Below are 22,597 nucleotides of genomic sequence, written 5' to 3'. Positions count from 1 at the left end.
GTGAAAAAAAGATTATTGTTCACTGCCACAACAGCCATTATCGCCACCGCCCTATGGCTGCTGAGCAGCCACAACCAGGCGTTTCTCTCCCTGTCAGCTGGCAAGGCATTGGCGGTACAGGCACTCAGTCAGACGAAACCATCGATTTTCGCTCGAACGCTAGTGAATACGTCATCGTCTCCAGCCAGACAGGAAACCAGGCAAACGCAGCAACAAACAAAGGGTTCGGACTCCGCTCCAGCGATGGCTCTCCTCGCGTCAAACGAAGCTACGCCACAGCCCGTGCAGGAGACCGCCATGCAGTCCGTTACCATCGCTCCCGAACCCGGGCCCGAACCCGGGGGAAGCAGCCCATTTCTGACCAAAAACCGCAAGCCGCAGCTCAATCAACATGTATACGCGCAGCTACAGCGACAAATCTACGGCTGGGAGCTGACGCAAAACAGTCCGGTCAGTGTTAGTCTCTCTGTCGAGGATCTCTTTACCGATCCGGACAACGACTTTCTGACCACGCAAATCCAGACCAATGTACCCGGCCTGAAAGTCCGCTATGGCTCCAGAATACATCTGCTGGGAGCGCCGTCAGCCGCCATTGCGACCGCCATGCTGACGATTGCAGTCAGGGACGATCACCACGGAAACGACCAAGATGCCTGGGTGACGGCAGCGTTCGAACTGCCCTTTATCAACCGATCCATGAACGATAAAACACATCCCCTGGTTAGTACCACGTTTTATCGCCTGGAAACAACGCAGCAGTTGGGCGGGCGACACTACCCGTACGAAGTGGTGTACTGTGAGGCGTGGAAACTGGTCAATGAACAGGTGTTCTTTGCCGCCGCCCGAAACCGCACCCGCTGTCCGGATGAAGACGATCTTCGCCTGGTTGGCAGTTACCAGTTTGAGCAGGACGATCTGCTGCTCACCAGCGACTTATCTGATTTTGATGCCCAGCAGCGGTGGATCGTACGGAAGATCTATCCTTCCAGATTCGCGCCTGAGAGCAACAACCTTCTGACTACGGTCAAAAGGGGGGATGGCTACGAAACCTATACACTGCAAACCGACAAAGTTGCCATGGAACGCAGACTCAACGTCCATACGGGCCAAAGACTCTACCAGGGCCACTCATTTGATTATCAACTCACCGATCCGCAAGACAATTACATCGACACAACGGTGATGAACTATATCTTTGACCGCCGCGCAATCAACCCTGCCGAGTATCAACGCTACGATAGCGATCTGAACATCTTCCGAGTGGCGGGCCAACTCGACTGCCAAGCCATCCAACCCTACTTCCTGTTTTCACGACTCGCCGGACAAGGCCGTGTCGGGCCCATTATCTCCGATAGCGCCCGTCCCAATGATCTTGCGCATCTGGACTGTCATGCAAATCCCTATGACACAGCCCAGTCAGCGATATACATCAACCACGATTTTGAAGATCAAAACCCTTTCGTCGCCGGTGAAATATACAGCTACATTCTCCGCCCGAAACCGGAGTATGCGCATTTACTCGAAGAGCTGAAGCTCAATATGATTTATCACCACGCCCGGCAAAACAGCGAACAAAGAGAAAATTTGTAGCTCACATTCAGACATGCCATCGCGCCGGAAGCCGGTTAGCGATAAAAAAAACAAAATAAATTTTACGGTTTTTCCTTTCTTTTTCGTACCTTGCTTTCAATGTGAGTCCGCTTTAAAAAATGCCTATTTTGGTTTTCTCTTTGAGCGGTTGCAGAAGACCAAATACAAATAAAAGCAATTTGGCTTCAGCCAACTTCTAGAGCACAAGGAATGAAACATGAAAAAAATGAGTTTACTGGCGGTGTCCGTGGCGCTTGCACTGACAGGTTGTGGTGGCGGTTCAGAAAGCGGCTCAGGTAGCGGCGACGAAAAAAAACCGCATATTACCGAACCCGCCGCTGGCGACGTAGTGATCACCACCATGGATGGCTACCTGAAAAATGCCCTAATCTGCTCTGATACCAATCAGAACGGACTTTGTGAAGCCAACGAAGTAATCACGGACATCGACGGCAAGCTGGTTCTGACGGATGCCGAAGGGAAACTGGACATCAAGGTCAAGAAGAGCATCGAAGAAAGCATCCAAAGCAACCCACTGGTCGTGAAAATCCTGGAACCTTACAAAACCTATCCGGAGTTTGGCATTGCGCCGGGGATCTATACGGTCGACATGGACCAGCCGGATCAAGCCATGGGCAAAGATGTCGTCTTTCGTGCCCCGGCGGGCAGCCCGATTGCCAGCCCGATCACTGATCTGATCGTTGCTGAAATGAAGCAAGGCAAAGATCAAGCGGCAGCGGAAAACCAGGTTCGCCTGATGCTCAGCGGCTTGAAAGAGGCCAACAGCCAAATTGAGATCAACCTGTATGCTGATTATGTGAAAGAGAAAACGGCCGCTGCCTCAGAGGAAGCCAAACTGCTGGCCAGCAAACTCCATAAGACCGCCCAGATCCTGACCGAAACCCAGCACCAAACAGCGACCGATGTCAGCCTGGATAAGGTGGCAGAGCAGGTAGTCGCCCAAACGGTTGATGCAGTCAATAGCGCGACGACAGAACAACTGGATAACCCAAATTACAAACCTGTCGTGCCGGTCACCAAAATCGACGGAGAAGAGAAAGTCGAGCCAGCAGTTGCCAATTACCAGGCCACTGTAAATGCAACAGTGCTGAAACAGTTGTCCCAGGATCTGGCGGGCGCTGAACTCAAATCCGGCCAGAACTTCAATTACACGGCGGGCACCGCAGCTTATGACCTGTTCAACGATGAAGACCAAGCCACGGCACCAGACGTATCGATCACTCCCGAAAGCTCACAGCACCTGGCTGACAACGGTATCGATGTTTCTATCGATCACAACGGCAACATTACCATCCGCGCCATTGAAGACACGGAAAGCAGCCAGTCCAAAGCACAGGCAGGGATCTACTACCTGGCGCTGACCGCTCAAGATCTGGATGCCCAGAGTAACCAGGTCGGCGTTGCCACCACGCTCATTCCATTTGAGGTCGCAGTCTTTAATACCAAGCCTGTAGTGCACGCTGACAAACTCGCCACACTGCAAGATGAAGTGAACCAGCTGGCACTCCAGGAAGGTCAAACGGTCAGCGGATTATCTCTGGATATGTCTGATCTGTTTACCGACGAAGACGGCGATGTCCTCAATTACAGCGTGGTCGACGGCAATACCGGTTTAAGTTACGACGTTCAGTACCCGATGATAACGATTAGCGGGACACCTCGGGTACCGGGTGATTTTAGTATCACGATCACGGCTCAGGATGATGACAACAACCAGGAAAGCGCGAAACTTCAGCTCTCAATCGAGAAGAAACCGGCCACCAGCAACTCGCTCAGCGATCTGCTGGTGGATCGACACCTCTACCGTTTCAATGCCGACAGGGAGACACAAAAGACCATTAAGCCAAGTTGCTGGGCACTGCGCCTGACACCTGATCACAAGATCCTGGAAGCCGATTCCGTCAACGGCGAATGTCCTGCAGAAGACAGTCTTCAGCAGCAAACCGGCACCTGGGCGCTGGATGGCGATAACCTGACGATTCAGTTCGACGGGAAAACCCCGGAAACACTGAAGCTGGTTGAAGATCGCTCCAATGAGCCTGAGATGCCGCGTCTCCACCTGCTCTCGGTCACCCAACAGGCGACCATCACCAAAGCGGCGGCCGGCATGATGCTGGAGAGCGAAACCAAGACCAGTTCGCTGACGTTCTATATCGGCAAGGCCAGCGCCGACCAATATTGGCAACAGCCGACAGCGACCGCGATGGTGAACAACAAGCTGACCCAAGCTGATGCCTTCACGCGAGTCCAGCCGCAAAATGAATCCGACTCCCTGGATGGCAACCTGTATCTCAATACCAGCTGTGAATCTCTCGGCTTTATTGCCGATAACTCCACCGACCCTGATGGTAATCCTGGTTACCAGTTCGGTGACAGCATGGTGTACGACTTTTATCTGTTAAACGATAAATTTGAGCAAGGCTTCCATAGCCTGGCGCAACAGTCGCAGTCAAACCAGCGCCAATCTCTCGCCTTTGGCCGTCGTGAGAGTACCGAGTGTATGATCGACTTTGATTACGCCGGCACTGCCAGCTTCAAACCCGGTGAGTCTGTGGTGGCCCTGGCGTCGCCAACCGGCATCTCCGTCAGTGAAGAAGTGATGCTGAACACTTATATTGACCGGAACGACAGCATTACCCCCAAAGCGTCATTGAACATCGACGAGAGCGGTCTCTACACCGTGCATATCGATGACGGGGAAGGCATCGTGACACACATGTACCGGGATACCCAAGGTATTATCCAACAACAAGAATGGTTCTACAGCCCAAATACCGGCTGGGGCGCTCCGATCCAAATGACGGTTGCCTTTACCCCTTACCAAATCAACGAGAACACCCTGTACCAGGTATGGGTTGAAGGTGAGGGAAGCGGTCCGGACGATTCCTATACGATCTGGACCGACAATGGCACGGTTCTGTTATTGGTTGATGCCGGCGTAGAAGTCGGGGATGACCCGCTCTGCCCAGAAGGCAACACGTCTGAAGGGTGCGCCTTCTCTGCGTCCATACATGACTCAGAGTCTGCTGCCAAAGCTCAGGTAGAAAGCCTGTTTAACCAACAGGTGAACTTCACAGACACCACTTGGACGGCCCATTATGGCGATGATGAAAGTGAAACATTGCATTACGCCGAGACTGGCGTGACGATCGATGGCACCCTGTATACTTGGGGGGAGATACCACGCGATCTGCCTTGCCTGGTTGACAACGGCCATACCTGCTCTGTTACCGAACTCAATCAGACCTATAACTTCTGTGATGCGGACGAGCCGACTGACTGGGCCGAGTGTTCAAACAACGATAAATACGAAATCACCTGGAAATACAACCCGGTAGATGGCGTTTTACACCGCGAGAAACGTGCTGTGGAAGGGAACCACACCTCTTATAGCTACTCCGTGCAACAGTAATTATCCTGCAAAGCAGATAACCCAAAGGCGGCCAATTCGGCCGCCTTGATTATCTCGCAGTTTCTTAAAAATCGAGGCTAGATCTTCCAGGGCACCTGCAACCCAGTCCTAAAACTCATCGTTTCCGCTTCCTGCAACATCGCCATCGGTTTCCGTCCCTCGTCATTCAAATGCCAGAACGTCGGTCCTTAATCGCTTCTCATCGCCGACCATCACAACCCAGCCGTTGAAATCGTTGAACCTGGTTAACATCACACGAAAACAACAAAGCGGCCATACGGCCGCTTGTTCATGCGAAGTATCCACTTACCCTTTATAGATTTTCGGGTTGAAGACATCCCGCAGCCAGTCTCCCAGCAAGTTAATTACCAGTACCAGCGTAACCAGGACCAGGCCTGGGAAGGCGGTGATCCACCATGAGCCGGAGAAGATGTAGTTAAAACCGATGCTGATCAGCGAGCCCAGCGACGGCTGATCAACCGGCAGGCCCAGGCCAAGGAAGGACAGCGCCGCTTCCGACATAATGGCATTGGCCACTTGTACGGTGGAAATCACTAAGATCGGCGACAGGCAGTTCGGCAGAATATGGCGGAACATGATCCGCGGTGCTTTAAAGCCCATCACCCGCGCGGCTTCCACATACTCTTTCTTCTTCTCCGCCAGCACGGAAGCCCGGACGGTCCGGGCATACTGCGGCCATTCCGCAACCCCGATGATCACCACCAGCATAATCACCGCATACTGGGCATACAATTCAGCACCCAGTGCGGTGCGGAAAATCGCCGAGACGATAATCGCCACCATCATGGTCGAGAAAGAAAGCTGCACATCAGCCACACGCATCAGGAAACTATCGATCCGGCCGCCAAAATAACCGGCACTCAGCCCGATGATAATCCCGAGCACCATCTGGAGCGCCACGGCCAGCAAGCCGATGGTCAACGATAAACGCGAGCCATACAGAATGGTCGAAAAGATATCGCGGCCCTGGTTATCGGTGCCCAGCCAGAAGCGGCTGTCCCCGTCTTCCATCCAGGACGGTGGCAGCTCCGAGTCCATGATATCAATGGCTGCCAGATCATACGGGTTGGTCGGAGCCAGTACCGGCGCCAACACTGCCGAGAGCACAAAGACCAAAAAGACCGCAAAGCTGGTCATCGCGACTTTGTCTCGCAGGAAATAATACAAAAAGTCCGACTTTTTAAACCGCTCCCAGCGGCTCGGTGTGGTCACTGTCGTACTACTCATGACTTACTCTCCTTTGCCAGTCAGATTGACAGTCGGGTTCACCAGGCCATACAACAGGTCAACAATGGTATTGGTGACCACAAAGATCAGGCCGACAAAAATTACATAGGCCGTGATTAACGGCGTATCCACCCGGTTAATCGCTTCCAGGAACAAAAAGCCCATTCCCGGCCACTGAAAGACGGTTTCCGTCAAAATGGTGTAAGCCACCATGGTACCGATTTGAACCCCGCCCACCGTCAGCACCGGCAGCATGGTATTTTTCAGGGCATGCTGGTAATACACTTTGTTCATAGCCAGGCCCTTCGCCTTGGCAAATTTAATATATTCCGAGCTCAGTACTTCGAGCATTTCAGAGCGCACCAGGCGGATAAACAGCGGCAGCATGATCGACGCCAGGGCAATACATGGTAGTACCAGGTGGCTCAGGCCATCTAAGGTAAAGAAACCGGAGTCCCAGCCGAGGAGATCACTGGTTTCCCCACGACCGTAAGACGGCAGCCAGCCGAGCTCAATCGAGAAAATGTACATCAGCATGATCGCGGTCAGAAAGACCGGAATCGAAATCCCGATACTACTGAAGGCCATCACAGCTTTGGTCAAGAAACTTTTCGGGTGAATCGCCGAATAGACGCCCAGCGGGATCGACACCAGAATAATGATCAGCGTCGCACCGAAGACCAGCTCCAGCGTGGCCGCCAGTTTGTCAAGGATCACATCCGTTGCCGGACGCTTGTAAAAATAAGAGGTGCCCAGATCGCCCTGGACCGCATTGCCCAAAAAGCGGGTATATTTGGTGAGAAACGGATCATTGAGACCCAACTCATCCCGTAGTTGTTGACGTTCAGCTTCTGATACCGACTGGCCCACCAGCTCGCGCAGCGGGTCTCCCAGGTTATCCTGAATGGCAAACGCCACCAGACTGATCACAAACATCACTATCAGTGCCTGAAACAGGCGCTTGACCAGAAACGTAAACATTCCTTGCCCCTTCTATCATCCTGAAAATCGGTGCCGGCGTTTCCCCCGGCACCGAATCTGATTGGCGAGACCGCCAATGTTTTCTGTTTTTATTCTTCCACAACCAGATCGCCGAAGTACGGATAGTTCATCGCGTTCACAACCGGCTTGATGTTCAGCTTCTCGCTGGCACCCCAGGCCAGGTTCTGCCAGTGCAGTGGGACAAACGCAGCATCGTTGTAGAGCGTCGCTTCCACTTTCTGCAGCATCTGCGCCCGCTTGGCCGGATCGGTTTCTACGTTCGAGGCCTCAACCAGACGGTCCACTTCCGGATTCGAGTAGTGACCACAGTTATACTGACCCTTACCCGTTTCTTCATTGCGGGTCATGGTCAGGAACTCTGAGAAGTTCGCAGAGTCTTCCGTATCCGAGTGCCAGCCAATCAGCATCATGTCTGCCGCACAGACATCGAACTCCGGCCAGTACTGCGCTTTCGGCAGGGTTTTCAGGTCCACCTTGATGCCGATTTTCGACAGCATGGCTGCCACTGCCTGCGCAACTTTGGCGTCGTTCACGTAACGGTTGTTCGGTGCCATCATGGTCAGCTTGAAGCCATTCTCGTAACCGGCTTCTTTCATCAACTGCTTGGCTTTTTTCAGATCGTAGCGCGGCACCAGATCGGCATTATACCCGGCATACCCTTCCGGACCTTGCTGGCCAGCTGCCGTCGCGAAGCCCTTCATGATCTTCTTCACGATGCCTTCTTGGTTGATCGCATGCACAATGGCTTGGCGCACACGCACATCTTTCAACGCTTCATTACTGCTCTGGTTCATCTGGAAGATAATGATCCGCGTCCCCGGCAGGGTCACCAGATCGATGCCTTTGGTGTTCTTCACACGGTTATGGTCGTTCGGTGCAACCGGATAGATCATGTCCACCCCACCGGAAAGCAGCGCGGCCACACGGGTCGCATCTTCTTTGATCGGCACCAGCGTCAGCTTATCCACATTCCCTTTCGTGTCCTGATCCCAGTAATCCTTAAAGCGCTCAAAGACCACTTCAACCCCTTGCTCACGCGCCGTCACGATAAACGGACCGGTCCCGGAGACATGGGTCGATGCGTATGAGTTGCCGTGTTTGACCAGTTCAGACTTGTCTTTGCCGTCCGCGGTTTGGCCACTGTAGAACTTGCTGTCCATCGGGAAAATGTAGGTCGCGGTTTGCAGCACCAGCGGATAAGGCCCTTTGGATTTCAGCTCAACCGTGTACGCGTCGACCTTTTTCATCTCAGTGTACGGTTCGAAAATCGCTTTAAAGTCTGCGGAGCGCTTCAGACGATTAAACGTCCACACCACATCATCCGCAGTCAGTTCGTTGCCGGAGTGGAATTTCACTCCTTTGCGCAGTGAAAAACGGAACGTCGTCTCGTCAACACGTTCCCAGCTTGTGGCCAGACGCGGCTCGAAATCCAAATTCTGGGTAAACCGGATCAACGGGTCAAAGACCATATGAGACATTTGCAGCGTGCCGCCGGATAGCTGCTCATGCGGATCAAGCGAGACTGGGTCAGCATCATAGGCGACCTTAATATCAGCGGCAGCAGCACTAAAGCTCAGGCCTGCAGCCATTAAAGCGACAGCCAGCTTGGTCTTGATGGTTTTCATTGCATAGCTCCTTTATGCGGGGAGGTCACTCCCTTTCTCATTGTGTTTGCTTTTGTCAATTATGCTCCCTGCCACCCGGTTACGGGCAGGGTAACAGGGTTAGGCTAATTTCAATCCTTCCTGACTCATGCCTTTAAATTCCGGCATCAGGGAGATCAACTGCTGGCTATATTCGTGTTGCGGCGAGTTAAACAGCTGCTCGGTCGGCGACACTTCCAGCAAAGTCCCCATCTGCATCACGCCGATGCGATCACACATCTGGCGGATCACCGGCAAATCGTGACTGATAAACAGCATGGTCAGGTTCAACTCATCTTGCAGATCTTTGAGCAGGTTGAGGATTTGTGCCTGCACCGATACGTCCAGTGCCGAGGTCGGCTCATCACAAATCAGCAGGCGTGGACGGGTGGCCAGTGCGCGGGCAATCGAGATCCGCTGACGCTGGCCGCCGGAAAATTCGTGGGGGTATTTCACCCCGGCGGCGCTCCCCAGACCAACATGATCGAGCAGGTCGTTCACAATTTGCCGGGTTTGCGCATCATTGTCGGTCAGCCGATGGAAACGGATCGGCTCGGCGATAATATCGGCGATTTTCATCCGCGGGTTCATCGATGAATACGGGTTCTGGAACACCATCTGCATTTGACGACGCAGCGGACGCCGTTCGGCCTCGCTCTTCAGTGCCGTCAAGTCAATGCCTTCAAAGACAACCTTACCTGAGTTCGGCGGATACAAACCGGCAATGACCCGGGCAATGGTGGATTTGCCTGAGCCGGACTCCCCGACCAGACCGAAGGTTTCCCCTTCAAAGATTTCAAAGCTGACGTTATTGGAGGCTTGGACATACTCCCGTCGGCTCTCAAAAAACGAGTGCTTGGTGACAAAACGTAAATTGACGTTTTCAACCTGCAGCAATGCCCCGGTATAGTTGCGCTGATCCTCACTCTGGCCCAGCCAGTGATTCTTTACATCCAGCTTGCTCATTTCCCCGGCTTCTTCGATGTAATTCACCAGCGGGAAACGATCCAGTTTCACGTCAGAGCGCGGCACGGCAGAGATCAGGCTTTGGGTATAGGGATGTGATGGCTGGCCCAGCACTTGGGCCGTTTTGCCGATTTCCACCAAATCACCGCGGTACATCACGGCAACCCGGTCGGTCACGTTCGACACCACGCCCATATCATGAGTCACCAGCATACAGCCGACGTTTTTCTTCACGCACAGCTCACGGATCAAATTGAGAATTTGATCCTGAATCGAGACATCGAGGGCAGTTGTCGGTTCATCGGCAATGATCAGGTCCGGCTCGCCGGCCAGCGCAATCGCAATCACCACCCGTTGGCGCATCCCGCCGGAGAATTGATGCGGGTACTGTTTGATCCGGACTTCCGGCTGCGGGATCCCGACCTGCGTCATCAGGCTGACCGCACGGGTATAGGCTTCTTCCTTGCTGACCGCCAGATTGGTCACAATGGTTTCAGTCAGCTGCTGCTCTACCGTAAACAGCGGGTTCAGCGACGTCATCGGATCCTGAAAAATGAAACCGATTTTGGAGCCGCGAACCTTACGCATCGCCTCCGGAGACAAACCGGATATTTTTTCGCCATCCAGAAAAACATCGCCACTGGCGATCTGCCCCGGCGGGCTCAGAAGATCAATGACGGCGTTGCCCACCGTTGATTTCCCCGCCCCCGATTCGCCGACCACACCCACAATTTCACCGCGCTCAATCGTAAACGACAGCGATTTCACCGCAGCATGGACCCCATGACGGGAAGGATATTCGATGCGGAGATTTTTAACTTCTAATAGTGCCATTACCAGACCCCAACTGCTCGGCAGTGCTCTGCCCTGTCTGAAAAAGTGAATCCTTTCGAAATCAGCACAATTTGCTGAATATATGTTCAGAAGACAATTTGGCAAAGATTTCACAAAAAATCAACAAAACATGCTGAAAATCTGAAATAATGAATATTTTACGAATAAATAATCAGCCAAAGGATATTTATAAAGCAAACAAGACAAGCTGAAATAAGCAACCAATCCCTAATCATGACGCGACTTCATCAGTGAAACACACTAACACCGTGGTTATAAGCTATTCCAACCCATCGCATCTGTTTGCATAAAATAGCAAAGCAACAACCAGGGGATTTAACAAATTCAACACAACAAACCGAAATCACAACTCTTTTTAGTATGTATGTGCGACAAATAACAGAAACAACAGAATGAGAGACACGACACCACCCAACATATCAGCATAAAACTCTGACCAGATATCGGTTTCGCTGTGAACTGAAATGTCGTGTTTTGACGCAGATCACAAGCAATCAGCCGCCGATACCCGACAAGTGTGAAGAAGCGCGATTCTTTAATCTGCCTTCACCCGCTTATCCCGGGCAATCAGCAAAAATGAGAGGTAAAGCACTCACTATCATGAACATCATCAATAAAGAGGAATCCTGTGCGAAGTTGCTGACCCGGCCAGATCATCTGCGGGACGAACATGGGTGCACAACCGATCGTGTAAAACTGGAAGATTAGAGACAAGGATACATGCCAGCAAGCACTCCACGCCTACGGCTGCATGAAGGTGAAACAGCGCAGAGGGCAGGAAATCAGGCGATGGGCCCCCAGCTCTATCGTTCTGGAGGCTTTCACTGTAATCGGTGAGGCGGGGTTCGGACGGGGCGGCCTTCCGTACCCGGCCCGGCGCATCCCGTAACCAAAACGGCAAACGCCAGATAGAAAAAAACCCTAGCTCAAAAGCCAGGTATCTCATGGTGGCCGGTAAAGCGGGATTCAGACGGGGCGGCCTTCCGTACCCGGCCCGGCGCGTCCCGTAACCAAAACGGCAAACGCCAGATAGAAAAAAACCCTAGCTCGAAAGCTAGGGTTTCTAATGGTGGTCGGTGAAGAGGGATTCGGACGGGGCGGCCTTCCGTACCCGGCCCGGCCCGGCGTGTCCCGTGACCAGAACAGCAAACACCAGATAGAAAAAACTCGATCGAAAGCCAGGTATCTCATGGGGGTCGGTGAAGCGGGATTCGGACGGGGCGGCCTCCCGCACCCGGCCCGGCGCGTCCCGTAACCAAAACGGCAAACGCTAGATAGAAAAAAACCCTAGCTCGAAAGCTAGGGTTTCTAATGGTGGTCGGTGAAGAGGGATTCGAACCCCCGACCCTCTGGTCCCAAACCAGATGCGCTACCAAACTGCGCTATTCACCGACAGTGCTTCGCAAACGAAGACTTGAAAATGGGGTGGCTAACGAGACTTGAACTCGCGACAACCGGAATCACAATCCGGGACTCTACCAACTGAGCTATAGCCACCACTGTTAGTGGTCGGTGAAGAGGGATTCGAACCCCCGACCCTCTGGTCCCAAACCAGATGCGCTACCAAACTGCGCTATTCACCGACAATATTCTGTTTTCTTGGGATGTGATTCCAGAGGAACGCCTCTGGTCTGCTATTCCCAAGAGCCGAAGATACGCAACCAACTGTGCGACTCACCGACTTTGTTCTGTATGGAGTTTTCACCCCTGGATACTGATCAGTATAAATCAATACCCCTTTAAAATGGGGTGGCTAACGAGACTTGAACTCGCGACAACCGGAATCACAATCCGGGACTCTACCAACTGAGCTATAGCCACCAATGTTACTTTATTACTTTGCCGTCCTAGACCGGAATGGCGCGCCCGAAAGGATTCGAACCTTCGACCTTTGGCTCCGGAGGCCAACGCTCTATCCAGCTGAGCTACGGGCGCCACGCCCTATCGGCGGAGGTGAATATTACGGATCACACCCTGCCTCGTCTAGTCTTTTTTTTAATTTTTTTCTCGTTCGCTGTAAATCTAATCAAATAACTGTTGATTCGTATCATACAAACACAGGCATCTGGTTTATCACATTAAAAATAGGGGATATAATTACCGGGTTTTTACATTTTAAACAACTTTTACATAATCACTGCCTTGTCCCAACAGTACGATTAACAACAACTTTTGCAATACGACTGTGGCAATCGCACATAAGAATCTGGAAGTGTAAGGTGAGCTCAATGGAATTATCTCTTCGACAACTAATCGTAGCCGCAGTAGCAGCATTAACTTTTGCCGGCTCTGCCGTGGCCGCAGATATGTCAGACGAAGCTATTGCAGAACGAATCAAGCCAGTTGGCTCGATCTATCTGGAAGGGGATGCACCGGCAGGTGAGGCCGTCGCAGCTGGCCCTCGCACCGGCGATGCTGTTTACGGTACGTTCTGTGTTGCCTGTCACGGCAGCGGGGTGATGGGTGCGCCGAAGAAAGGCAACGCCGATGACTGGGCGCCACGCATTGCCAAAGGGAAAGATGTACTGACCGATCACGCCATCCACGGCTTCAATGCCATGCCGGCCAAAGGGTCTTGTATGGACTGTAGCGATGATGAAATCATTGCCGCGATCGACCACATGATTGAAGGCCTGTAAGCCGTCGCCCATTGGCCCAAGGATCATCTACGCAAAAGGGTTGGCCCGATGCCAACCCTTTTTGATGGAGAAATCATGACCCTTGAGTCTGTGGTTCGACGCTATTTCTTAAACATTGCCCGGATATTGGCAATGTGCGCCTGGCCTTTTTGCATCCGCTCTTGCTGGCTGATCGGTTTTTTCTCGGTTTCCCAGTCCAGATCGTCCTGCGGTAGCTCATAAAGAAACCGGCTCGGCTCCGGCTTCAGGAGCTCACCAAACTGACGGCGCTCCTTACACAGAGTAAACGTCAGCTCCTTCTGTGCCCGAGTGATCCCGACATAGGCCAGACGGCGCTCTTCTTCGACATTGTCCTCATCGATACTGGTCTGGTGCGGCAGGATGCCTTCTTCCGTCCCGATCAAGTAAACATACGGGAACTCCAGCCCCTTGGACGCATGCAGCGTCATCAGCTGTACCTGATCGGCATCATCATCGTCCTCGCCCCGCTCCATCATATCGCGCAGGGTCAGACGCTGAACCACCTCTTTGAGGCTCTTGGCTTCCTGATCATAGTTATCCCCCTCCAGGTCAGCGGTGATCCAGCTATACAGGTCGGAGACATTCTTCATTCGCATCTCAGCAGCCTTCGGACTGGCGGAACTCTCGTACAACCAGTCTTCATAGTTGATATCCCGGATCAACTGACGCACCGCCGCAACGGTGTCGCCGCGCTCTGCATTATCACTCAGCTCGACGACCCAGCGGGTAAAGCGACGCAGGGATTCCAGGCCGCGCCCACCCAGATGCTGCTCCAGACCGATCTCAAAGCTGGCTTCGAACAGGCTCTTGCCCCGCATATTGGCGTAGGTACCGAGTTTTTCCAGCGTGACCGGGCCGATCTCCCGGCGCGGGGTGTTGACAATGCGCAAGAAGGCATTATCGTCATCCTGGTTGGTCAGCAAGCGCAAGTAGGCCATGATGTCTTTGATTTCTGCCCGAGCAAAAAACGAGGTGCCGCCGGAGATTTTGTACGGGATCCGGTTCTGCATCAGGGCTTTTTCAAACAGCCGCGACTGATGGTTACCGCGATACAAAATCGCATAGTCTTGATAAGCCGTGTTATTGAGGAAGCGATGGGCAATCAGCTCCCCGACCACTTTCTCCGCTTCATGCTCTTCATTCTTGGCGGTGATCACTTTGAGCAGCTCGCCATCGGGAATTTCCGAGAACAGGGTTTTCTCGAAGAGGTGTGGGTTATTGGCAATCAGGATATTGGCGCTGCGCAGGATGCGGCTGGTCGAGCGGTAGTTCTGCTCCAGCTTAATCACCTTCAGCGACGGAAAATCCTGATTCAGTAATCCCAGGTTTTCCGGCTGGGCGCCACGCCAGGAATAGATCGACTGATCGTCATCGCCGACCACGGTAAACCGTGAGCGCTCACCCACCAGCAACTTCACAAACAAGTACTGACTGGTGTTGGTATCCTGGTATTCATCCACCAGCAGGTAGCGGATCCGGTTCTGCCACCGCTGGCGCACCTCCTGGTTATCCCGCAAAAGCAGCACCGGCATCAGGATCAGATCATCAAAATCCAGCGCGTTATAGGCTTTCATCTGCTTCTGATACATCTCATAGCAGTAGGCAAACAGCTGATCTTTCTCAGACTTGGCGTACCCTTTGGCGTCCGCCGGCGACAGCATGTCGTTCTTCCAGTTGGAGATTGTCGACAATAACTGCTTGAGCAGATCCTTATCGCCGTCGATCTGCTGCTCGGTCAGCTCTTTGAGCAGCGCCATCTGATCCTGATCATCAAACAAGGAGAACCCGGCTTTCAGCCCCAGCGCTTTGTATTCGCGGCGGATCATGTTCAACCCCAGGGTGTGGAACGTCGACACCATCAGCCCCTTGGCTTCCTGCCGGCCCAGCGTCTGCCCGACCCGCTCTTTCATTTCCCGCGCCGCTTTATTAGTAAAGGTCAGCGCCGCAATGTTGCGGGCTTTATAGTCACACTGCTGCACCAGATACGCGATTTTATTGGTGATCACCCGAGTCTTGCCCGAACCGGCCCCGGCCAAGACTAAACATGGGCCAGACACGTATTTTACTGCTTCGGTTTGCCTTGGGTTCAGTTTCATCGGCGTATCCTGTGTCATCGTTGGTCATTTAAAGATCAGCAGGCGCATTGTAGCGAGTTATCACAGCTTGTCTATTCAGTCCGGAGGTACGGGCACGCTCACCAGAGTTCAACGGGGCAAACGTAAGAAATGGCTTGCATAAGACACTTGGCTGCTTAAAATAATGAATGAACGTTCATTCACCCCCTTTTTTTACATTTGTAACCGTCTATGTGTGATAAGAAAGCCCGCATCATGCGCGCAACTGAAAAGTTATTGGCGGACTATGGATTTCATGGTCTGTCCATGCAGATGGTCGCCAGGGAAGCCGGAGTCGCAACCGGCACCATTTATCGCTATTTCGAAGATAAAGAAGACCTGTTACATCAGCTCTACGACCATATTTTGTCCCGGGTGGCCCTGTTGGTCACCCTGAACGTCACCGATGACATGCCACTGAAAGAACGTTTCCGTACCATGTGGCTGAATATCTGGGCAATGGCGTATCAGGAAGATGCCCCGCTGATCAATCGCGGCCAGTTTGAGAACCTGCCCCGGCGCAACACCATGGAGCAGCAACAGCGCGAACAAAAACTGTTTTCCAAAGTCCATCGCCTGTTTGAGGAAGGGAAAGCCCAGGGCCTGCTGAAGCCGCTCGACAACGAAATACTCAGTGTCCTCGGCCTTGAGCCCAGCGCTTGCCTGGCACGTAAACACCTTACCGGTGTCCTGAACGTCGACGAGAAAAGCCGGGAGGCGGCCCTCGAAGCCTGTTGGGATGCCATTACACAGCATCACTAAAGTAACTCCGGAGCACACCACACAATGAAAAAATGGATAGTAATGCTAGCTATCGCACTGCTGCTGTTTGGAACCGTTATCGGCTTCAACCTGTTCAAGCAGAAAAAGATAGCAGAATACATGGCCAATATGCCGGAGCCGGAATTTCCGGTAACGGTCATGGAAGCGACGCCAGCAGACTGGGTACCGGCAATTGGCGCGATCGGCTTTATCGAACCGAACCAGGGGGTCACCATCACTACGGAAGTCTCCGGTGTGATTGACAGCATTGACTTCGAGTCCGGTGCCACCGTCAAAGCCGGCCAGCCGTTGGTCTTTCTGGACTCCTCGGTAGAAAAAGCCAACCTGAAGAGCTCCGAAGCCCGCTTGCCTGCTGCTAAAGCCAAATATATCCGCTATCAGGGACTGTACAAAAAAGGTTCGATTTCGAAAGAAGCCTATGACGATGCGGAAGCGTCCTACTATTCTCTGTCGGCAGATATCGAAAGCCTGAAAGCCACCATCGAGCGCCGGACCATCAAAGCGCCGTTCGACGGTGTGGTCGGCCTGCGCAACGTCTTCCTGGGCCAGTATATCCAACCGGCCGATGACATTGTGCGCCTGGAAGACACCACCCTGATGCGCCTGCGCTTTACCGTACCGCAAACCGACATTTCGGATATTCACCTGGGCCAGGATGTGGAAATTTTTGTCGATGCTTACCCGGACACCCCGTTCAACGGCAAAATCAGCGCCATTGAACCTGCGGTGAACTTCCAGAGTGGTCTGGTTCAGGTGCAAGCCGATATCCCGAACAACAACGGTCAGCTGCGCAGCGGGATGTTTGCCCGGGCGAATATCATCCTGCCGACCCAGGAGAACCAGGTGATCCTGCCGCAAACGGCGATTACCTATACTCTGTACGGCAATAATGTTTACCTGGTCAACAAAAACGATCAGGGTGAACTGCGCGTGCGTCAGTCCGTGGTGAAAACCGGTGAACGAAAAGGCTCGACGGTGCATGTCCTTGAGGGCGTTCAAGCCGGTGATACCGTCGTCACTTCAGGCCAGCTGCGTCTGAGCAATGATGCCAAGGTACGCATCGTCGAAAGCGATGCCCTGGAAGCGCCAGCTGAAACCCCAATGCTATAATCCGGAGGATTAATGCGTTTTACTGATGTTTTTATTAAACGTCCTGTCCTGGCGGTCTCAATCAGTTTTCTGATTGCCCTGCTCGGCCTGCAAGCGATCTTCAAAATGCAGGTCCGTGAATACCCGGACATGACCAATACGGTGGTCACCGTGACCACCGGCTATTACGGGGCCAGTGCCGATCTGATCCAGGGCTTTATTACCCAGCCGCTGGAGCAGGCCATCGCGCAGGCCGATAACATCGACTTCATGACGTCGTCTTCTGTGTTAGGGCGCTCGACCATCACGGTCACCATGAAGCTCAATACCGATCCGAATGCTGCCCTGGCAGATATTCTGGCCAAGACCAATTCGGTGCGCTCCCAGTTGCCGAAAGAGTCCGAGGACCCGACAGTTACCATGTCGACCGGCTCCACCACGGCGGTCATGTATATCGGCTTTACCAGTGACGAGCTGGCCTCAAGCCAGATCACCGACTACATGGAGCGGGTAATTAACCCGCAGTTCTTTACCGTCAACGGGGTCTCCAAAGTCGATCTGTACGGCGGGATGAAGTATGCCCTGCGCGTGTGGCTGGATCCGGCCAAAATGGCCGCTTACAACCTGACGGCCACCGATGTGATGAATGTTCTGAACGCCAACAACTACCAGTCGGCGACCGGTCAGTCTATCGGTGAATATGTATTGTACAACGGCACCGCAGAAACCCAGGTCGACAACACCGATGATCTGGAAAAACTGGTGGTCTCGACGCAGAAAGGCCAGGTGATCCGCCTCGGCGACATTGCCAAGGTCACCCTGGAGAAGAGTCACGATACCTACCGGGCTTCCGCCAACGGCCGTGAAGCCGTCGTGGCCGCGATCAACGCCGCGCCAAGTGCCAACCCGATCAACATCGCAGCCGATGTGCGCCACCTCCTGCCGGAGCTACAGCGCAACATGCCAAGCAACATCCAGATGGATGTGCTGTATGACTCCACGATTGCGATCAATGAATCGATCAACGAAGTGATCAAGACCATTGCTGAAGCGGCACTGATCGTTCTGGTGGTGATCACCCTGTTCCTGGGTTCATTCCGCGCGGTCATTATCCCGATTGTCACCATTCCACTGTCGCTGATCGGCGTTGCCATGGTCATGCAGAGCTTCGGTTTCTCCTGGAACCTGATGACGCTGCTGGCGATGGTGCTGGCCATCGGCCTGGTAGTCGATGATGCGATCGTGGTGCTGGAAAATGTCGACCGTCACATTAAGCTGGGTGAATCCCCATTCCGTGCCGCCATTATCGGTACCCGGGAAATTGCGGTGCCGGTCATTGCAATGACCCTGACGCTGGGTGCGGTCTATGCGCCGATTGCGATGATGGGCGGGATCACCGGCTCCCTGTTCAAGGAGTTTGCCCTGACCCTGGCCGGGGCGGTCTTCGTGTCCGGGATCGTGGCCCTGACCCTGTCGCCGATGATGTGTTCAAAAATGCTCAAGGCCAATGAGAAGCCGAGCAAGTTTGAATCATCTGTGCATGACTTCCTTGATCGCATGACCAACCGCTACGCCAAAATGCTGGGCGGGATCATGAAAATGCGTCCGGTCGTCATTGTGTTTGCCGTGATCGTCTTTGCCACCCTGCCGATGCTGTTCCGCTTTATTCCAAGCGAACTGGCCCCGGCGGAAGATAAAGGCGTGCTGATGCTGATGGGCACCGCCCCGTCCAATGCCAACCTGGATTACATCCAGAACTCGATGGCCCAGGTCAACCAAATGCTGGCCGATCAACCGGAAGTGGCGTTCTCCCAGGTATTCTCCGGCGTTCCGGCGTCCAACCAGGCGTTTGGGATTGCCTCCATGGTCCCTTGGAGTGAGCGCGAAGCCAGTCAGGCAGATGTGGTGAAACGGGTGACCGGACTGGTCAAAGACGTCCCGGAGATGTCGATCACCGCTTTCCAGATGCCGGAACTGCCGGGTGCAGGTTCAGGACTGCCGTTGCAGTTCGTGATCACCACCCCGAACCACTTCGAAAGCCTGTTCCAGGTTGCCACTGACATTCTGACGGATGTGAAAAGCAGCCCGCTGTTTGTCTACTCTGATCTGGATCTGAACTACGACTCAGCGACGATGAAGATCCGCATCGACAAAGACAAGGCTGGGGCGTATGGCGTCACCATGCAGGATATCGGCATCACCCTGAGTACCATGATGGCCGACGGCTACGTCAACCGGATTGACCTCGATGGCCGCTCGTATGAAGTGATCCCGCAGGTCGAGCGTAAATACCGCCTAAACCCGGAATCTCTGAACGGCTTCTATGTCCGCGCTGCTGATGGCAAGTCCATCCCACTGGGCAGCCTGGTGACCATCGACGTTGTGGCTGAGCCGCGTGCCCTGCCGCACTTCAACCAGCTGAACTCGGCGACCATTGGTGCCGTTCCGGCGCCGGGCACGGCGATGGGCTCTGCCATCGACTGGTTCGTCAACGACGCGGCCAGCAAACTGCCGTCAGGCTACCAGTATGACTTCATGGGTGAATCGCGCCAGTTCGTGACCGAAGGCAATGCCTTGTTCGTCACCTTTGGTCTGGCGCTAGCCATTATCTTCCTGGTTCTGGCGATCCAGTTCGAATCCCTGCGTGACCCGTTGGTCATCATGGTTTCGGTCCCGCTGGCGATCTGTGGCGCATTAATTGCGCTGTCCTGGGGCGCGGCATCGATGAACATCTACTCTCAGGTCGGTCTGATCACCCTGATTGGTCTCATCACCAAGCACGGGATCCTGATCTGTGAAGTGGCCAAGGAAGAGCAGTTGCACCACCAGAAAGATCGCATGGCAGCGGTCATGGAAGCGGCCAAAGTTCGTCTGCGTCCGATCCTGATGACCACGGCAGCAATGATTGCCGGTTTGATCCCACTGCTGTACGCCACCGGCGCCGGGGCAGCCCAGCGCTTTAGTATCGGGATCGTGATTGTCTCCGGCCTGGCGATTGGGACCCTGTTTACCCTGTTCGTGCTGCCGGTGATCTACACCTATCTGGCCAGCGTGCACAAGCCGCTGCCGATCTTTGTCGAGGACAAAGATCTGGAAAAGTTGAAACGGGCTGACGAAGCACGCAATGCATTGAAAGCCCAAAACGTTGTCTAATCAACAGCTATCAGAAAGGCCGCCTCGTGCGGCCTTTTTTATTTGCGATTGTCGACGACAACCCTGACAGATTTGCATAAAATAACGACAACAAATTCAAAGCCGTTACGGAGTTAACACCGCGATGTTTGATCCAAAGAAACTTGAGCAGGTCGCCAAACAGATCCACGATTCGATGCCGCAGCCGGTCAAAGAGCTTGGCAACGATGTTGAGCACAAAGTGCGTCAGGTCATCCAGGGCCAGCTGAGTAAACTGGATGTGGTCAGCCGCGAAGAGTTTGATGTCCAGACTCAGGTGCTGCTACGCACCCGCCAAAAACTGACAGAATTAGAACAGAAGCTGGCTGCACTCGAAGCCAAACTTGGCGAAAACGATCAGGACTAATCCCGATCCAAGGGCCAGATACAACAAAGGCTTGGTGTCCCCACCAAGCCTTTTTCATCTCAAGTGAGCGTGGCCGACATGTCATCAGCCACAACCGTACTTAGTCACCCACCGCAATGCGCTTCATGTCAGTCATGTAACCGCGCAGCTCCTGACCAATCCACTCTACCGGATGGTTACGGATGGCTTCATTCACATCAATCAGCTGCTGGTTGTCCACCTGATTTGAAGTTTCACCCAGCCCCTTACCAATCACATCGGTATTCACGGACGGCATGAATTTTTCACGCAGTAACGGGGTGGCGACATTGGCAAACAGATAGTTGCCGTACTCCGCGGTATCGGAAATCACCACGTTCATCTCGTACAGGCGCTTCCGGGCAATAGTATTAGCAATCAACGGCAGCTCGTGCAGCGACTCATAGTACGCCGACTCATCAATGATCCCGGAAGCCGTCATGGCCTCGAACGCCAGTTCAACCCCGGCACGGACCATGGCGATCATCAGAATCCCGTTATCAAAGTACTCCTGCTCGGCAATCTTCACATCAGACTCTGGATAGTTCTCGAACGCCGTCTCCGCTGTTTCCGCACGCCAGCCCAGCAGGTTCGCATCGTCATTGGCCCAGTCCGCCATCATGGTGGCAGAGAACTCGCCCTCGATGATGTCATCCATGTGCTTGTTGTATAGCGGACGCAACAGAGTTTTCAGCTCTTCAGACAACTCATAGGCTTTGATTTTTGCCGGGTTCGACAGGCGATCCATCATATGAGTGATCCCACCGAACTTCAGTGCCTCGGTAATGGTTTCCCAGCCAAATTGCAGCAGTTTCCCGGCATAACCTGGGTCTACGCCTTCGGCGACCATTTTCTCGTAGCACACAATGGAGCCGGCTTGCAGCATGCCACACAAAATAGTCTGCTCGCCCATCAGATCAGATTTCACTTCCGCGACGAAAGAAGATTCCAAAACGCCGGCGCGATGACCACCCGTCGCCGCTGCCCAGGCTTTGGCAATCTCCAGGCCTTCACCTTGCGGATCGTTTTCCGGGTGAACCGCAATCAGAGTCGGTACACCGAAACCACGCTTGTACTCTTCGCGCACTTCAGTACCCGGACATTTCGGCGCCACCATCACCACCGTGATATCCGGACGGATCTGCATCCCTTCTTCAACAATGTTGAAACCGTGCGAGTACCCCAGTGCCGCCCCTTGCTTCATCAGCGGCATCACCGTCTCCACCACGTTGGTATGCTGCTTATCTGGCGTCAGGTTCACCACCAGATCAGCTTGCGGGATCAGTTGCTCATAGCTCCCTACTTCAAACCCGTTTTCTTTCGCATTCTTGTACGACTGACGCTGCTCATCAATCGCCGCCTGACGCAGTGCATACGCCACATCGAGACCCGAGTCACGCATGTTCAGGCCCTGGTTCAGGCCCTGGGCTCCACAGCCGACAATCACAATCTTTTTGCCTTTCAGGTAATCGGCTTCCGTCGCAAACTCAGCGCGATCCATAAAGCGGCAGCGGCCCAGTTGATCTAACTGCTGGCGTAGGTTTAGGGTATTGAAGTAATTCGCCATTTTTATGCTCCATCAAGACTTTATTCCGTGGCAAAGAAAGTGATTTCCTTTGCATTGATTTGATAATAGATCAGGGTATAAATTGCCTAAA

The 22,597-nt window shown here is 53.4% G+C and carries 13 protein-coding genes and 5 tRNA genes; 7 read left to right on the top strand and 11 right to left on the bottom strand.

Annotated features, from left to right (window positions below; translation table 11 throughout):
* Together NH461_RS00260 and NH461_RS00255 are read left to right on the top strand one after the other, a co-directional pair.
* Entirely contained in the window at positions 1-1,590 is a 1,590-nt protein-coding gene (locus NH461_RS00260; protein WP_261601383.1) for a hypothetical protein, read from the top strand.
* Between the two features lie 217 nt (positions 1,591-1,807).
* A complete protein-coding gene (locus tag NH461_RS00255; protein ID WP_261601382.1) occupies positions 1,808-5,023 on the top strand; it encodes a hypothetical protein in 3,216 nt (1,071 codons plus the stop codon).
* Positions 5,024-5,329: 306 nt separating this feature from the next.
* Here the strand turns inward: NH461_RS00255 and NH461_RS00250 are convergent, their stop codons facing one another.
* The 9 genes from NH461_RS00250 to NH461_RS00210 form a co-directional block, all read right to left on the bottom strand.
* Positions 5,330-6,271: an ABC transporter permease gene (locus tag NH461_RS00250; protein ID WP_261601381.1), complete on the bottom strand. Its 942-nt coding sequence runs from the start codon at positions 6,269-6,271 to the stop codon at positions 5,330-5,332.
* A 3-nt stretch (positions 6,272-6,274) separates the two neighbouring features.
* Positions 6,275-7,252: an ABC transporter permease gene (locus NH461_RS00245; RefSeq protein ID WP_261601380.1), complete on the bottom strand. Its 978-nt coding sequence runs from the start codon at positions 7,250-7,252 to the stop codon at positions 6,275-6,277.
* Between the two features lie 89 nt (positions 7,253-7,341).
* Positions 7,342-8,898 (bottom strand): ABC transporter substrate-binding protein, encoded by a 1,557-nt coding sequence (locus tag NH461_RS00240; protein WP_261601379.1) that lies wholly within the window; start codon positions 8,896-8,898, stop codon positions 7,342-7,344.
* Positions 8,899-8,997: 99 nt separating this feature from the next.
* Positions 8,998-10,716 carry a dipeptide ABC transporter ATP-binding protein gene (locus tag NH461_RS00235; protein WP_261601378.1) on the bottom strand — a complete coding sequence of 573 codons (1,719 nt, stop codon included), beginning with the start codon at positions 10,714-10,716 and terminating at the stop codon, positions 8,998-9,000.
* Positions 10,717-12,052: 1,336 nt separating this feature from the next.
* A tRNA-Pro gene (locus tag NH461_RS00230) sits at positions 12,053-12,129 on the bottom strand.
* Positions 12,130-12,158: 29 nt separating this feature from the next.
* Positions 12,159-12,234, bottom strand: a tRNA-His gene (locus NH461_RS00225).
* A 9-nt stretch (positions 12,235-12,243) separates the two neighbouring features.
* Positions 12,244-12,320: transfer RNA gene (locus tag NH461_RS00220), tRNA-Pro, on the bottom strand.
* Between the two features lie 162 nt (positions 12,321-12,482).
* Positions 12,483-12,558: transfer RNA gene (locus NH461_RS00215), tRNA-His, on the bottom strand.
* 37 nt (positions 12,559-12,595) lie between these two features.
* A tRNA-Arg gene (locus NH461_RS00210) sits at positions 12,596-12,672 on the bottom strand.
* A 293-nt stretch (positions 12,673-12,965) separates the two neighbouring features.
* Here NH461_RS00210 and NH461_RS00205 point away from each other — a divergent pair.
* Positions 12,966-13,376, top strand: coding sequence for a c-type cytochrome (locus NH461_RS00205; RefSeq protein WP_261601377.1), 411 nt, complete (start codon positions 12,966-12,968; stop codon positions 13,374-13,376).
* Positions 13,377-13,477: 101 nt separating this feature from the next.
* Here the strand turns inward: NH461_RS00205 and rep are convergent, their stop codons facing one another.
* The gene (gene rep, locus NH461_RS00200; RefSeq protein WP_261601376.1) at positions 13,478-15,493 is read right to left on the bottom strand and encodes a DNA helicase Rep; all 2,016 of its coding nucleotides are present in this window, start codon (positions 15,491-15,493) and stop codon (positions 13,478-13,480) included.
* A gap of 234 nt (positions 15,494-15,727) precedes the next feature.
* Between rep and NH461_RS00195 the strand changes: the two genes are divergently transcribed.
* The 4 genes from NH461_RS00195 (at position 15,728) to ubiK (ending at position 20,921) form a co-directional block, all read left to right on the top strand.
* Positions 15,728-16,273, top strand: a complete 546-nt coding sequence (locus NH461_RS00195) for a TetR/AcrR family transcriptional regulator (protein WP_261601375.1) — start codon at positions 15,728-15,730, stop codon at positions 16,271-16,273.
* A gap of 24 nt (positions 16,274-16,297) precedes the next feature.
* Positions 16,298-17,404: an efflux RND transporter periplasmic adaptor subunit gene (locus NH461_RS00190; protein WP_261601374.1), complete on the top strand. Its 1,107-nt coding sequence runs from the start codon at positions 16,298-16,300 to the stop codon at positions 17,402-17,404.
* Positions 17,405-17,416: 12 nt separating this feature from the next.
* Entirely contained in the window at positions 17,417-20,536 is a 3,120-nt protein-coding gene (locus NH461_RS00185) for a multidrug efflux RND transporter permease subunit (protein WP_261601373.1), read from the top strand.
* Between the two features lie 124 nt (positions 20,537-20,660).
* Positions 20,661-20,921, top strand: a complete 261-nt coding sequence (gene ubiK / locus NH461_RS00180; protein ID WP_261601372.1) for a ubiquinone biosynthesis accessory factor UbiK — start codon at positions 20,661-20,663, stop codon at positions 20,919-20,921.
* Positions 20,922-21,021: 100 nt separating this feature from the next.
* Here the strand turns inward: ubiK and ilvC are convergent, their stop codons facing one another.
* Positions 21,022-22,506, bottom strand: a complete 1,485-nt coding sequence (ilvC, locus tag NH461_RS00175) for a ketol-acid reductoisomerase (RefSeq protein WP_261601371.1) — start codon at positions 22,504-22,506, stop codon at positions 21,022-21,024.
* Positions 22,507-22,597 lie beyond the last annotated feature (91 nt).

The organism is Photobacterium sp. TY1-4, from assembly GCF_025398175.1.
Taxonomy (GTDB): domain Bacteria; phylum Pseudomonadota; class Gammaproteobacteria; order Enterobacterales; family Vibrionaceae; genus Photobacterium.
Note: the sequence above shows the minus strand (reverse complement) of the source record. Positions and strands in the feature narration are given on the sequence as shown.

Excerpts from the sequence above, each read along its gene's own strand:
- ubiK (WP_261601372.1), top strand. The coding sequence starts at position 20,661 with ATGTTTGATCCAAAGAAACTTGAGCAGGTCGCCAAACAGATCCACGAT.
- rep (WP_261601376.1), bottom strand. The coding sequence starts at position 15,493 with ATGAAACTGAACCCAAGGCAAACCGAAGCAGTAAAATACGTGTCTGGC.
- NH461_RS00190 (WP_261601374.1), top strand. The coding sequence starts at position 16,298 with ATGAAAAAATGGATAGTAATGCTAGCTATCGCACTGCTGCTGTTTGGA.
- NH461_RS00250 (WP_261601381.1), bottom strand. The coding sequence starts at position 6,271 with ATGAGTAGTACGACAGTGACCACACCGAGCCGCTGGGAGCGGTTTAAA.
- NH461_RS00185 (WP_261601373.1), top strand. The coding sequence starts at position 17,417 with ATGCGTTTTACTGATGTTTTTATTAAACGTCCTGTCCTGGCGGTCTCA.
- NH461_RS00235 (WP_261601378.1), bottom strand. The coding sequence starts at position 10,716 with ATGGCACTATTAGAAGTTAAAAATCTCCGCATCGAATATCCTTCCCGT.
- NH461_RS00195 (WP_261601375.1), top strand. The coding sequence starts at position 15,728 with ATGCGCGCAACTGAAAAGTTATTGGCGGACTATGGATTTCATGGTCTG.
- NH461_RS00245 (WP_261601380.1), bottom strand. The coding sequence starts at position 7,252 with ATGTTTACGTTTCTGGTCAAGCGCCTGTTTCAGGCACTGATAGTGATG.
- ilvC (WP_261601371.1), bottom strand. The coding sequence starts at position 22,506 with ATGGCGAATTACTTCAATACCCTAAACCTACGCCAGCAGTTAGATCAA.
- NH461_RS00255 (WP_261601382.1), top strand. The coding sequence starts at position 1,808 with ATGAAAAAAATGAGTTTACTGGCGGTGTCCGTGGCGCTTGCACTGACA.
- NH461_RS00205 (WP_261601377.1), top strand. The coding sequence starts at position 12,966 with ATGGAATTATCTCTTCGACAACTAATCGTAGCCGCAGTAGCAGCATTA.
- NH461_RS00240 (WP_261601379.1), bottom strand. The coding sequence starts at position 8,898 with ATGAAAACCATCAAGACCAAGCTGGCTGTCGCTTTAATGGCTGCAGGC.